We start from the raw sequence: 13,404 nt of genomic DNA on the forward strand, positions 1-13,404 counted from the left end.
TCCGTTGTTCTGATCGTCCTCCCCTGGCACCTTGTTCGGGTTTGCGAGCGTTTCTTTGCATGTCATGCTCGATCTAGCGCCAAGTGTTGACGAGATGACATAGGAGGGTAACACCTTTTCATGGCACGAGGGTAACTCACAGGGCCTCGATCTCAGCTTTTGCGGAATGGGTGCGTAACGTCGTGCGTGAGACGCAAGTTCCACTACTTCGGTTCAAATCAGCTACCTTGCTGGGCCTCGCCGTTTCAAAGATGTTGCCCACCATTGATCGGCACCTCGGCGCCGGTGACATAACTTGCAGCATCCGAACATAGGAAGAAGATGACCTTGGCCACTTCATCGGGTGTTCCCACTCTGCGCAGCGGGATGCTTGGCACGAGACGCGCTTCCGTGTCGAGCGACAACATACTCGTCTGTATTTCGCCGGGTGCGATCGCATTCACGCGAATGCCATGCGGCGCATAATCGTGGGCCATTTCTCGTGTCAGACTTGCAAGCGCAGCTTTCGACGTCGCATACGCACTGCCGGCAAATGGGTGCACCCGCGAGCCCGCGATGGACGTCACGTTGACGATCGATCCTGACGCAGCCCTCAGCTCCTCAAACAATCCTTGCGCCAGCATTATCGGAGCCACCAGATTGAGATGGAACACCCTCATCCAGGTTTCGGGTGAGGTCGTCAACGACGTTAGCCGGCCACCATTGGACGATTTCGGCGAGACGCCGGCATTGTTCACCAGCGCGTGCAACGGTGCGCCCGCCAACCGTTTCTTGACCTCGGTGATCACGCGCGGCAGCATTCGATGATTGCCAAGATCGACTTGGACATGATCCTCGTTCGCTGACCCCCACGGGCACCGCTCGCGATCGAACGGTTGGCGCGCGCAAGAAATGATCCGCCAGCCCGCCTGCGAAAACAGCTTGGCAGTCGCGTGACCGATTCCGCGTGAGGCGCCGGTCAGCAACATCGCCTTCTTTTCTCCCGGGTGGACGCCGGCGTGGCAGGCATGCACGGGACAACCCGACTGTGTTGCAGACAACAGACCTCCGACCATATCGTCATTTGGCACATCGAGACCCACGCCAGCCTCCCATCCTGTAGCGCCGTCGGCGGACACGTAGCAGGATTTGGGCCATCGCTATGCACGCAAACGCGCCCCGCTTTTGCGTCCTAATGTCGCGCTCGCGTAACAGTTGGAGGCTTAGCGACAAGGCGCGTATGCTTCGCGACAGCGACGGCTTATCACCTACAAAAATGCACGCGCACTCGCCCGCGCTACGCGATCAGGGCGTAAAGCACGCCCCGCCTTGCTGGCTCGCAGCCTGACCAGCGAGTGGATGGACAGCGTCTCTCGTCCGAGCAACTATCGGTCAGGATCGCTTTCGCAATGTACAGCCGCATCAACTTGTACAGAACATGACGTAACCAGCTTCATACGTCAGGTTCGCCCGTCACTAGAGCGTGATGAGTTTAGTTTTGGTCATATCCGGCGTTTGCGAAGTAGTTGGCGCATTCGGCCGGTGAGACGGTGCCGAGGATCGGAGCGATAGCATCGTAGACGGCCTCGGTGGTTCGCTGTGCGGCTTTGCGCAACCAGTGTTTGAACTTGGCGAAGAACTGCTCGATCGGATTGAGATCAGGCGAGTATTTCGGCAGGTAGAAGAGCCGGGCGCCGGCGGCACGGATGGCGCGACGCACGGCGTGGGCCTTGTGCGAGCCGAGATTGTCCATGATGACGATGTCGCCGTGCCGCAGGGTCGGGACCAGAACCTTCTCGATATAGACAAGGAAGGCTTCGCCGTTGATCGGCCCCTCGAGGAACCACGGAGCGGTAATGCGATCGTGGCGCAAGGCGGCCATGAAGGTCATGGTCTGCCAGCGGCCGTGCGGTACCTTGGCTTTGATACGTTGACCGCGCGGCGCCCAGTCCCGCAGCGGCGCCATATTGGTCTTGGTCCAGGTCTCATCGATGAACACCAGCCGAGTGGGATCGATCCGATCCCGATACTTGGTCCACTGCGCCCGCCGACGGGTGACATCGGGACGATCCTGCTCGGCGGCAATCATCGTCTTTTTTTGTAATTGAGCTTCTCGGCGTGGACGAACTCCCACATCGTGCGGTAATCGACCTTCAGGCCACGCTCAGCGAGTTCGGCCACCAGCCCGCGCACGGTAAAATCGTTCGGCACCGTTGCATCAGCCATTCGCGGTGCGGCCCCGCAATCTTCTTTGGCCGATAGCCCCCGATCTGGTCTGGCTTGACGCTACCGGTCTCGTGGAAGCGCTGTACCCAGTTGATCGCCGGCTGATGCCCACCCCAAATTGAGCCGCTGCCTGATGCCGCGACAGGCCACCTTTGATGACAGCTCTCACTACCCGCTCACGAAGGTCGTCCGAATAGGCTCGTCCCATCGTACGCATCCGGTCAGCACCCCGGGCAGGCGCGCCGGTCAGCCGTGGCGCTCAGGCGGCAGCCGCTGTGGACTGTTGGGTCGCCTTCCAATTCCACGGGAGCAGGTCGGCGACTTTGTTGACGGGGTGATCTGGAAGCCTGGCCAACACATCCGCGAGCCAGGCTTGCGGATCAACGTCGTTCATCTTGCAGGTTTCGATCAGGGTATAGACGGCGGCGGCGCGATGGCCGCCGGCATCTGAACCGGCGAAGGTCCAATTTCGTCTTCCGACAGCCACACCGCGTAACGCTCGTTCGGCAGCGTTGTTCGAGAGGCAGACGCGACCATCGTCCAGGAAGCGGGTGAACGCCGCCCAACGGTTGAGCAGGTAGTTGATCGCCTTTGCAGTATCGTTGCCTGATGAGAGCAAGGTTCGCTGCTGACGCATCCAGATTTCGAGATCGGCGACGATCGGCCTCGACTTATCACGACGTACCGCAAGCCGCTGTTCCGGCGTTTTGCCGTTGATGGTGCGCTCGATCTCGAAAAGGATATCGATGCGTCGCACGGCCTCGCTGGCAATCGGCGCCTCTCCAGATTTCGCCAAGTCGAAGAACTTTCTGCGGCCGTGGCTCCAACAGGCCGCTTCAAGGATCGGAGCTGGCTTCCTTTGGGCCTTGTAGAGCTGGTTATACCCATCGAAGGCATCGGCCTGCATGAGGCCGACATAGCCGGCAAGATGGCTTTGCGGGTGTTCTCCAGCCCGGTTGCGTGAGTAGTAGAACAGGGCCGCCGGCGGATCCGTGCCGCCAAACGGCCGGTCATCGCGAACATAGGTCCAGATCCGGCCGGTAACCGTCTTGAGCTTGGCCAGCACCGGCACCGTCGTATCGTCGCCGTGGATGCGTTCCGCGCTCATGACGTGGATCCGGATCGCCTCAATGATGGGATCGAGTGCCACCACGCAGGCGCCGATCCGATCCGCCAGGGTCGAGACGTCGATCTCGATCCCTTCGCGGGCATAGGTCTTGCTCTGTCGGTTCAACGGCTGGTGCAGCAGGAACTTGTTGACCAGCACCATCGCCAGCAGGCTCGGCCCGGCAAAGCCTCGCGGGATCGGATGGGAGGGCGCCGGCGCCTCGGTGATTGCCTCACAATCCCGGCAGGAGAACTTTTCGCGGACATGCTCGATAATCTTCCAGCGCCGTGGCTCACATTCCAGGGTCTTCGATACCACCTCGCCGAGCTTGTGCAGTCGCTCGCTGCCGCACTTGCCACATACGCAAGGAGCGGGTTCGACGATGCGTTCGATCGGTAGATTGTCCGGCAACGGACGTCGCGGCGGCCGTGGATTTTGCACGCGCTGCTGTTTGGCGGCTTCCGGCGCTGCGAGCTCGGCCTTGGTTTCCTGCTCAGCCTGGGTCTCTTCAAGATCCTCGATGGCGAGTTCGAGCTGCTCGACCAGCAGCTTGCCGCGCTCAGAAGATTGCCCGAACTGTTCTCGCCGTGCCTTGGCCAGCATCAGCTTCAGCCGCTCGATCTCCAGCCGGCCGACGGTCACCTCGCTCTTCGCCAGCGTCAGCTGCTCGCGCTGCGCAATGATCATCGCGTGTGCTGCGGCAAGGTCGGTGGGAAGCGGATCGGCGGGCGTCGTCACGAGGACGAATCAACCATATTCGTCGCAAAAAATCCCGCTCGATTTAACCGGAAGCCCGTGGACGCCAGGTTGCCTGCGGCATCCGCCAATCAATTCCGGAGAGGAGATAGGATAGCTGCGCAACGCTGATCGTCACAACGCCATCCGCCATTGATGGCCACAAAAAGCGGCCTCGCTCCAGCCGCTTCGTGAACAGACACGCGCCTTGGCCATCATGCCAGATGATCTTGATCAGGTCGCCGCGGCGGCCTCTAAAAACATAGAGATCACCGGCATGCGGATCACGCTTCAAACTCTCCTGGACCAGACGCGCGAGGCTCGGGAAGCCGCGGCGCATATCGGTGTGGCCGGTCGCAAGCCACACCCGCACATTACCCGGTATCGCAATCATCGGCGCTCAAGTACCTCGAGGACGTATCCGTCCGAGGGCGGCCGTCTTGCGAGTTTTTCCGATCTGTAGCTGACTGTCCTTATGGACGTACATAAGGACAGTGCGGTGCTGAGCCGCATGGATTTGGTGGAGACCGGTCGGCGGCGACGCTGGACGCGTGCGGAGAAGCTCAGAATCGTAGAGGAGAGCTTCTCGGGGCCACGACTGGTGTCGGCGACGGCTCGCCGGTATGGGATATCACGTCAGCTTCTGCTGAGCTGGCGCAAGGCTTGGACCTGTCATGATCCGGCCGAAGAGGATTCGATCGGCCCGACATTCGTCCCTGCGATAGTTGCGGCAAGTACGCCGCCAACGACGGAAGCTGTCGAGACAGGTCAGATCGAAATCGTGAGCCCTCAGGGGCTGCGCGTGGTCTTCGGCCCCGGTGCGGATATCGAGGCGGTCGTTCGAATTGCTCGGGGCCTGGCGCGCCGATGATCCCGATCCCGACGGGCGTGCGGGTGTGGCTGGCGACGGGCCATACCGACATGCGGTGCGGCTTTCCGAGCCTGGCTCTGCGCGTGCAGGAAGTGCTCAAGCGCGACGCCATGGGCGGCGGTCTTTTCTGCTTCCGGGGCAAACGCGGTGATCTATTGAAGGTCATTTGGCACGATGGCCAGGGCGCCTGCTTGTTCACCAAAAGACTCGAGAGAGGCAGGTTCATCTGGCCATCGGTTGCTGGTGAATCGGTAACGATCTCTCCGGCGCAGTTGAGCTATCTGTTGTCCGGGATCGATTGGCGCAACCCTCAAGAAACCCAGCGTCCGACGCGGGTCGGATAGTCGTTTTACGGTTTGAATCTGCTGCTCGATCTGATTCAATGGCTCCATGATATCGAAGCCGGATGATCTTCCATCGGACCTTGTCAGTGCCCTGGCGGCGCTGCAGGCCGAGCGTGAGGCGCGACAGAAAGCCGAGGCGAAGGCCGCCAACTGGCAGGCGCAAGCCGCGAATGCGCAGGCGAAACTGTCGGATACCGAGGCGCTGATCGCTCATCTCGAGTTGCGCATCGAGAAGCTGAAACGCGAACTGCACGGGCAGCGATCCGAGCGCTCGGCACGGCTGCTCGAGCAGTTGGAGTTGGAGCTCGAAGAACTCGTCACCACGGCGAGCGAGGATGAGCTTGCCGCACAGGCCGCAGCGGCGAAGACGCAGAACGTCCGCCCCTTCATGCGCAAGCGGCCGGTGCGCAAGCCATGGCCTGACGATATCGAACGCGAGCGCGTCGTCATTGAGACTCCAACGACCTGCGCCTGCTGCGGTGGATCGCGGCTGGCGAAGATCGGTGAGGATGTGACCAAGACGCTGGAGGAGATCCCGCGCCGCTTCAAGCTGATCGAGACGGTACGCGAGAAGTTCACCTGCCGCGATTGCGAGAAGATCAGCCAGCCGCCCGCGCCGTTCCATGCCACGCCGCGCGGCTTCATCGGCCCACAATTGCTGGCGACGATCCTGTTCGACAAGTTCGGCATGCATATCCCGCTCAACCGCCAGAGTGCGCGCTTTAAGGCCGAGGGGATCGACCTGCCGTTGTCGACGCTGGCCGACCAGGTCGGCCACGGGACCTTCGCCGTCATGCCGCTCTTCCACTTGATCGAACGCCACGTGCTCGCTGCCGAGCGCCTTCATGGCGACGACACCACCATCCGTATTCTGGCGAAGGGCAAGTGCACGACCGGGCGGATCTGGACTTATGTGCGGGATGACCGGCCGTTCGCCGGGCCTGCGCCGCCGGCAGCGGTCTATTACGCCTCGAGCGACCGACGAGGCGAGCATCCACAGAGACATCTGGCCGCCTTCGCCGGCATCTTGCAGGCGGATTGCTACAGCGGCTTCGAGCCGCTGTTCGACCCGCAGAAGAAGGCGCTGCCGATTACGCCGGCGTTTTGCGTGGCCCATGCGCGGCGGGGCTTCTTCGAGCTGGCTGATATCGAGAAAAATGCTCGGGAAGGCAAGAAAGGCAAACCGGTCTCCCCGATCGCGCTGGAGGCTGTCAGACGCCTCGATACGTTGTTCGAGATCGAGCGCGCCATCAACGGCCGCGGTGCCGGCGAGCGGCGTGCCGCTCGCCAGGAACAGAGTAAGTCACTTCTCGAGGACATGCATGCCTGGCTGCTCCGCGAGCGCGAAACCCTCTCGCGTTCCTCCGAGGTCCTGAAGCCGATTAACTACATGCTCAGGCGCTGGGACGGCTTCGCCCGCTTCCTCGACGACGGCAGGATCTGCTTGACCAACAATTGCGCTGAGCGCGCATTGAGAGGCATCGCCTTGGGAAGGCGCAACTGGACCTTCGCCGGCAGCCAACGCGGCGCCGACCGTGCCGCCATCATGCTGACGATGATCACGACCTGTCGCCTCAACGACGTCGATCCCAAGGCCTGGCTCGCCGACGTCCTGGCCCGTATCGCCGATCATCCCGCATCGCGTCTGCACGAGCTCTTGCCCTGGGAATGGAAGCTCCTGCGCCAGGCCGACAAGCCAGCCAATCAGCAGGCCGCCTGACCTTCACCCTTCACCCAATGCCATCATAGACCTCGCCGTGCCCGCGCGCATGCGTCAATCAGGCGGCCTCCGTCGTATGCGTACTCGAGGACCCGCGCCAGCGCTTCTGGATCGACGTGCGAATCCACTCGGATCCGTCGCCGGTTACCGAGGTCGATCTCGATCAATCCAGTACGCGCGGCCACTACAGACCGCCCTCGGCTATCACCCGCAGGTAAGAGCTTCGGAGTTTCCTCCGCCTCCGTGGCGGCGATCTGCACCGGCGCAAAAGACGGTGCGACCTGCTCGGATGTCCGCGCTTGACGACGCCAGGTGAACACCAGGCTGGCCGCTACTCCGTTGCGACGTGCAACCGCTGTCACCTTTGCGCCCGGCGCCAACGTCTCCTCGACAATCCGTGCCTTGTCATCCTGCGACCAACGCCGCCGACGCTCCAGCCCGCCCAAAACCTCGACCCGCATCGCCCGATGACCTTAAAGCTAGACTTAAGGTCACACGCTTGGCGAATTACAGCGTGTCAGACAAGACGGCGCCCGCCGGATGCGTACGTCCCATCCATGCTGGCCTCCTTCCCAGCCAGCATGTTGAATCAGAAGCCTTCCGATTTGGGAAACCCAAATCGATTCAAGCTAGACCCATCCCGCTCTAGCGCTGATTTGATCACCATCCTGTCCAGCAGCAGCGCGTCAATTGACGTCGCGACCGCGAGCCGGGGACTGAACGCCAGCGAGACGTTCCACATAATCGACTCTGAGTGCGCCAGCGCGCTCGAGCGAGAGGACGACCGCCGCGGCGAACGCGCCGCTCGACAGACAGCTTGACCTGCAATCGGGCAGCAGCGACAGCTTCCACTCTACGGGTGCGAGACGAAGACACCGGCGTGTTCCACCTGTAGGCACGGTGGCAGCACTACAAGCGCTCTCTCATCCAGGTTGCGCTTCACCGGATGGTGGCGAGCCAGCGCTTTTCTTCTCCTCTTCAATGAAAAGTCGCGTCGGATCCTCAGGTTGGGCTATGAATTGCCGTCTGGAGAAATAGTGCCAGTACTGCCGGATGCAAAAAGCGGCCATCTGGTCTATGAGACGGGCTATGATTTTCACAAACCCACGAGCTCTTGCGAGGTTTCATCGGTTAAGATCAATCGGCCCGGATCGTTCAGGTCGAACTCTATCACACGTGGCACAAAGAGACGCGCATAGCGCGTGAAGGCGCTCGTTGGGGGAAAGCGAATCACAGTGTCGCAGCGCGCAAGGAGATACATCTCGATAAGGGCTGAAAAGCCGCCCTCGGCTCCGAGCGCGGCGCTGTGCAGAGGCCCGGCCTGAAGCGCCTGGAAACGTTTTGGAATCGTGAAAACATCAGGAAATAAGGCCGAAACCTTCTCAAGAACGAGCGCACTGTCCGTACACAGGAACACCCTCGCAGGCTTGGCGTACGGCAACCCCCTGGCCCTTTCGATGGCACGACAGACCTGCCGCAGGGCGCGCTCCGGATCGGCCCAATAGGGAGCATGCCCCAGAATATCCTCGCCGTTGCCGTGTCGAACATGAACGCCGATGATGCTGTACGGCTCAAACTGCTTGCGGTAAATGGCCTCAATCCGTGCCAGAATTTCAGATCGCGGTTTAATGTTGCGAAAGATCTCTCGTTCGGCCTCCTGATCGCAGCGCCACATCAGACAGGCGTCACACACAACCGTGTTAGCGTCACTATCTTCCTCATTTTGGAACAGTCGATCGAGCTCGTCGCGCTCGCGGAAAATTTGCTGATCCGGCCGATAGACGCAGTCGATGGATGGCCTGTTCCACCATCCCGGGAAGAATGGCCCCGGGAATGAGCGGTGGTTGATCTCGTCGTCGCAGATGATCGGTACCCCAGCAATATCGTGAACTGGTTCGAAAAAGACTGGGAAGGCATTGGTGAATGGCTGATCGAGATAACAGGATCCGCGCCAATCGATTGCCAGCGTCCGATCGGTCCGCTGTGCAAAGCGCCAAGCTGCCGCCAGCGACCACAGGCAGTCGCCGAACCCGGTCCTTCGCCTGGAAACAACGAACCGATCGCTCTTTAAACCGCTAACCATACGCATTGCCTCGCGGGCTCCTGGGTCGACATAAGACGTCATTATAGATGCATCTCGTGTGATCGCATCCGTTGTCATCGGCGGCACTCGTGATGCCGGCGAGCTGCGTCGGTAGAATTTCATGGCGGCGTGCCTCTGATGGAAGATGTTCTCTGAATGCTTTCCGATTGCACTTCCATTCAGAGACGCTGCGCCGACGTACCCGATTTCGGTCCGATACCGTTTCGGCCTATCCCGGTCCCGCCCCGCATGCATTGCCAGGGTCATTCGTGAGCTCAGCCTGAGCTTCACTTTTCCTTTTATTGCAGTCGCAGGCCGCGCGCGGCGGACGCAGCCGAACACAGCGCTGCTCCCACGCGAGCCGCAGTTCGTTCACGATATCTTCACGCTTGTCGTGATCGGCCATGGTCGTGTCTAGAAGCCAGCCAAGCGGCGCCTCGCCCTCGATTCGCATCAGCAGCTCGAATAACTCATGTGAAATGCGTATGCTGTCGCGGCCCGAAGGTCCCGTACGGATCTCGCAGACCGTTTCCTGGCGATCTGCCGCAGTGTAGGAGCGAACGCGATGAAGGGACGCATAAGGCGGCAATGAAACGCTTAGCGCACCCCAATCCTGCAGCCTTGCCGCTCGCTTCTTGACGAGGAACGGCCCCGCAACAAGTCCGTCTAGGTCGGTCGTCAAAAATGTCGTGATCGCGTCTGCAACCGAATCCACGATCGGCTCGGCATTGTTGTTGAATGACGTATTCAGAAGCACTGGGATGCCAGTGCGCTTTTTAAACGCATTGATAACATCCCAATAGGCGGGGTTTGTCTTGCGCGATACTGTTTGCAGCCGAGCGGTACCATCGACGTGCGTGATTGCGCCGAGCACCTTACGCTGGGCTTCGCGCACCCGGACCACGAAATTCATGAAGGGAAAGTCCTGCTTGCCGTCAGGGAGCTCGAAGAACTCGTTCGCATTCTCCTCCAGCACCGATGGCGCAAACGGACGATAGCCCTCGCGTTTTTTGACCATTGCATTGATCCGGTCCTTGTTTTCGGCTGGCCGCGGGTCCGCAAGAATGCTCCGGTTGCCGAGCGCACGCGGCCCGAACTCAGAGCGGCCCTGAACCCAGCCGATCACGGCGCCATTTGCCATCCAGTCGGCCGCACTTGCTGCTATGTCGTCACATCGTTGAATGTCGAGATGACCGGACCATGCATTGAGCTCCTGCTCCACGGCTTGCTCGTTTCCGAGGCCGGGCCCCCAATATACGTCTGACAGCCGCTCGCGCGGGGTTGGCCTGCCCAGCTCGCTCGACATCATCAATGCGGCGCCAAGCGCGCATCCGGCGTCGTGGGCCGCGGGTTGGACGAAGATGTCGTCGAAAAGGCCGGAATAGAGTAGCTTACCGTTGACGGTGCAGTTATGAGCTACCCCTCCAGCTAGGCACAAACGCGTGATGCCTGTCGTTTCGCGATAGTGTAGCAGGACATGAAACACGATCCGCTCCAGAGCTTCCTGCAGCGATGCGCTGACATCCCGATGCTGCTGGGTAAACGGCATTCCCTTTCGTCGGACCTGGATGTTTCGGAGCAGCGCCGGACCGATGCGGTCGTGGTGGACGCGATAGTCTCCATTGTCCAACAACTCGTAGAGCTGTGCGAACAGCTCGCGATAAGGAGCGGGGTCCCCGTAGGGAGCAAGCCCCATCACCTTGTACTCGTCGAACAACCCGTAGCCGAGGTAACGGATCGTTTCGAGATAGAACAATCCCAGAGAGTTGCTTTCTGGGAAGCGTGCAAGTTGCGTCATTCCGGTGCCCGACCCTACCGCCAATAGGCCCGAGAGAAAATCGCCACCGCCGTCAACCGAAAAAATGAGGCTTTGCTCGAATCCAGACATGGCAAACGCGCTCACCGCATGCGCTTCATGGTGATTTACGAATGAAATCCGCGACGCATCGACCTCGGTACCGAACTCCCGTGCCAATAGCTGTCGCAGCAACAGTTTGGCGTCCAGCGGAAGCGGCTGAGAAACAGCTAGGCGCTCGAGCATAGTGTTGCAGTACGCCTCAGTCGCGTAGAACGCGATGCGATCGATCTGGTGAAGCTCGACTCCCGCAGCCGAAAGACAGTATCGCATCGCGTTGCTTGGGAACTTGTTGGAGTGCTTAACTCGATTGAGGCGCTCCTCTTCGACGGCAGCGATCACGCGGCCATCCTGTACAAGAACCGCAGCGCCATCGTGCAAGAATGTATTCGGCAGCTCGGGCGAGCTTTCATGAATTCTGTCCAGACCGCCACATATTCCCAGACACAACATCTCGTTCTCCATTTGATCATGACGGGACGACCAATGGCCGTTCCAGCTGCTTCGTATTATCGCGCTCCGTCGGCCGCGCGGGGCCGTAGCACAACCCAAGGCTCTCCCAACGCCGCCCGGACACGGCGCTCAGCCCGTTGAAGTGCCGGAGCCCCGCATCGATCAACCGAACAGGCTGGTGTCGACCTGGCTTGATCGCGTCCTCTTACAGGCATTGCAACTGCTGCCATGGCAGGTCGGGCCTTGTCCGACTCACCACAGAGAGCATGGTGCGACTGCATCAGCTGGATTCTCCCGGTTATCTTAGTTCTTTCCGTCAACGCAGCAGCCGGCGCCGCAACAGTGCGGTCGATACGAAGAAGGGCAACACCGCGTATATGCAAAGCGCACCTACATGAAACAAAGCGCCGCCAGCCTCGCGCTCTAGCATCGCGGGGCGAATGAGGTCGACCGAATGCGCTAGCGGCAACAAGTCGGCGAAGTGCTGAAATGAGCTAGGCAGTTGGCTCATCGGAAACACCGCGCCACACAGAAACACCATAGGGGTAAGGACAAGCGTCTGGTAAAACACGAAGTAGTCGTAACTTGGCGCAAGAGATATGACGACCATTGCCAGGCTGGCGAAGACAAGCCCAGTAAGCGCGACGGTCGGCATCGCATAGAAAATGGAAAGCCAAGACGCATAGCCAAGCGTGGCAGCGACAAGCCCGATTGCCGTCCCGGCAAGAACGGATTTGCTGGCCGCCCAAACCAATTCGCCTAAAACGATATCGCCAAGCGTGAGCTGTGTGGACAGGATTGCTTCCCAGGTACGATTGGCATCCATGCGAGCAAAGGTTGCATACATGGTTTCAAACGTTGCGGCAGTCATGGCGCTGGTCGCAACCATGCCCGCAGCCAAAAATGCGATGTAGGAAGTTCCCTCAACGGGCCCGACGATGAGACCGAGGCCGAAGCCAAGGCCAAAAAGATGGGTTATAGGATCTGCGAGGTTGCCGAGAACCGACGCAAGCGCAACTTTCCTCCATGCCAGGCAATTTCGACGCCATACCGCGACCCAGTTGTAGGCGTTAGCGGGCAGGACCCCCGCATAACCTTCACTCATCACTCATTTCTCCATCTCGCGTCCGGTCAGGCGCATGAACACGTCCTCGAGATTTGCCGGACGCTGCAGAATGCGCAGACCCGCTCGCCCGCGCAGCTGGATGCGCACCTGCTCGGGATATTGCGCATAGCAAAACAGCGTCTCTCCGCTCACTTCGAGGTGACGTACATAGGGCTTGAGTATCTCACGCAGCTCTTGCGGATGACCGCCATAGATCTCAATCACGTTGCATCCGACCTGTTCGTCGATCAACGCTTGCGGTTTGCCTTCGGCGATCTTGCGTCCATCCTCCAGCACACACAGCCGATCGCATAGACGTTCGGCCTCTTCCATGAAGTGAGTGGTCAGTAGGATCGTCTTGCCACGGGCCAACAAAACTCGCAGACGTTCCCAGATCAGGTGGCGGGCGTGCGGATCCAGACCCGTCGTCGGCTCGTCCATTACCAGCAGATGCGGGTCATTGATCAATGCACGCGCCAGCGTCAGCCGCCGCTTCATGCCACCTGAAAGCTCGGCGACGCGCACATCCACCTTGCTTTCGAGTCGCGCAAACTCAAGCAACGACGGCAGGAGCGCCTCGATCTTTCGAGCGCTCATGCCGAAGTATCTGCCAAATACCACGAGGTTTTCTCGTACGGTAAACCCGAGTTCAAGGTTGTCGAACTGCGGCACCACGCCGATGCGCACACGTGCCACTCGAGCGCGTGCAGGCACGGGCTCATCAAGGACGGTAACCTTGCCTTCATCCGGCGCAATCATGCCGAGAAGCATACGCGCAATGGTGCTCTTGCCAGCTCCATTAGGCCCGAGCAGGCCAAAGCACTCTCCGCGTGCAACCGAGAACGACAGTTCATTGACGATGATCTTGCCGCCAAAGGACTTTTTTACGCCGGCAATGTCGATGGCTACGGTGGACATGTTCACC

11 protein-coding genes and 1 pseudogene are annotated in these 13,404 nt (G+C 60.2%); 3 read left to right on the forward strand and 9 right to left on the reverse strand.

Annotation, left to right across the window (positions count from 1 at the left end):
• Nucleotides 1-245 precede the first annotated feature (245 nt).
• From HAP48_RS06150 to tnpB (HAP48_RS06165), 4 genes and pseudogenes are all read right to left on the reverse strand, one after another.
• Nucleotides 246-1,082: an SDR family NAD(P)-dependent oxidoreductase gene (locus HAP48_RS06150; RefSeq protein ID WP_166214460.1), complete on the reverse strand. Its 837-nt coding sequence runs from the start codon at nt 1,080-1,082 to the stop codon at nt 246-248.
• A 389-nt stretch (nt 1,083-1,471) separates the two neighbouring features.
• Nucleotides 1,472-2,413 (reverse strand): annotated as a pseudogene (locus HAP48_RS06155) (IS630 family transposase).
• Nucleotides 2,414-2,464: 51 nt separating this feature from the next.
• Nucleotides 2,465-4,000 carry an IS66 family transposase gene (tnpC, locus tag HAP48_RS06160; RefSeq protein WP_175612385.1) on the reverse strand — a complete coding sequence of 512 codons (1,536 nt, stop codon included), beginning with the start codon at nt 3,998-4,000 and terminating at the stop codon, nt 2,465-2,467.
• Between the two features lie 94 nt (nt 4,001-4,094).
• Nucleotides 4,095-4,442, reverse strand: a complete 348-nt coding sequence (tnpB, locus tag HAP48_RS06165) for an IS66 family insertion sequence element accessory protein TnpB (RefSeq protein WP_166204419.1) — start codon at nt 4,440-4,442, stop codon at nt 4,095-4,097.
• An 81-nt stretch (nt 4,443-4,523) separates the two neighbouring features.
• On the opposite strand from tnpB (HAP48_RS06165), the gene tnpA (HAP48_RS06170) reads away from it, so the two are divergent.
• Genes tnpA (HAP48_RS06170) through tnpC (HAP48_RS06180) form a run of 3 tightly spaced genes read left to right on the forward strand, consistent with a single transcriptional unit; the run spans nt 4,524 to nt 6,983 of the window.
• Nucleotides 4,524-4,919: an IS66-like element accessory protein TnpA gene (tnpA, locus tag HAP48_RS06170; RefSeq protein ID WP_166204038.1), complete on the forward strand. Its 396-nt coding sequence runs from the start codon at nt 4,524-4,526 to the stop codon at nt 4,917-4,919.
• Nucleotides 4,916-5,263, forward strand: a complete 348-nt coding sequence (tnpB, locus tag HAP48_RS06175; protein WP_063676425.1) for an IS66 family insertion sequence element accessory protein TnpB — start codon at nt 4,916-4,918, stop codon at nt 5,261-5,263. The genes tnpA (HAP48_RS06170) and tnpB (HAP48_RS06175) overlap by 4 nt, the downstream gene beginning before the upstream one ends.
• A 46-nt stretch (nt 5,264-5,309) precedes the next feature.
• The gene (tnpC, locus tag HAP48_RS06180; protein WP_166205228.1) at nt 5,310-6,983 is read left to right on the forward strand and encodes an IS66 family transposase; all 1,674 of its coding nucleotides are present in this window, start codon (nt 5,310-5,312) and stop codon (nt 6,981-6,983) included.
• 23 nt (nt 6,984-7,006) lie between these two features.
• On the opposite strand, the gene tnpA (HAP48_RS50710) is transcribed toward tnpC (HAP48_RS06180), so the two are convergent.
• From tnpA (HAP48_RS50710) to nodI, 5 genes are all read right to left on the reverse strand, one after another.
• Nucleotides 7,007-7,444: an IS66-like element accessory protein TnpA gene (gene tnpA, locus HAP48_RS50710; RefSeq protein WP_166214459.1), complete on the reverse strand. Its 438-nt coding sequence runs from the start codon at nt 7,442-7,444 to the stop codon at nt 7,007-7,009.
• Nucleotides 7,445-8,079: 635 nt separating this feature from the next.
• Entirely contained in the window at nt 8,080-9,189 is a 1,110-nt protein-coding gene (locus HAP48_RS06185; RefSeq protein WP_166214458.1) for a nodulation protein NodZ, read from the reverse strand.
• A gap of 106 nt (nt 9,190-9,295) precedes the next feature.
• On the reverse strand, nt 9,296-11,374 hold the full coding sequence (locus tag HAP48_RS06190) for a carbamoyltransferase family protein (RefSeq protein WP_166216865.1): 2,079 nt from the start codon (nt 11,372-11,374) through the stop codon (nt 9,296-9,298).
• A 316-nt stretch (nt 11,375-11,690) separates the two neighbouring features.
• The gene (locus HAP48_RS06195; protein ID WP_029084506.1) at nt 11,691-12,479 is read right to left on the reverse strand and encodes an ABC transporter permease; all 789 of its coding nucleotides are present in this window, start codon (nt 12,477-12,479) and stop codon (nt 11,691-11,693) included.
• 3 nt (nt 12,480-12,482) lie between these two features.
• Complete coding sequence (gene nodI / locus HAP48_RS06200; protein WP_224496934.1) at nt 12,483-13,403, reverse strand: nodulation factor ABC transporter ATP-binding protein NodI; 921 nt, start codon at nt 13,401-13,403, stop codon at nt 12,483-12,485.
• Nucleotide 13,404: the final 1 nt, after the last annotated feature.

Source organism: Bradyrhizobium septentrionale, assembly GCF_011516645.4.
Classification (GTDB): domain Bacteria; phylum Pseudomonadota; class Alphaproteobacteria; order Rhizobiales; family Xanthobacteraceae; genus Bradyrhizobium; species Bradyrhizobium septentrionale.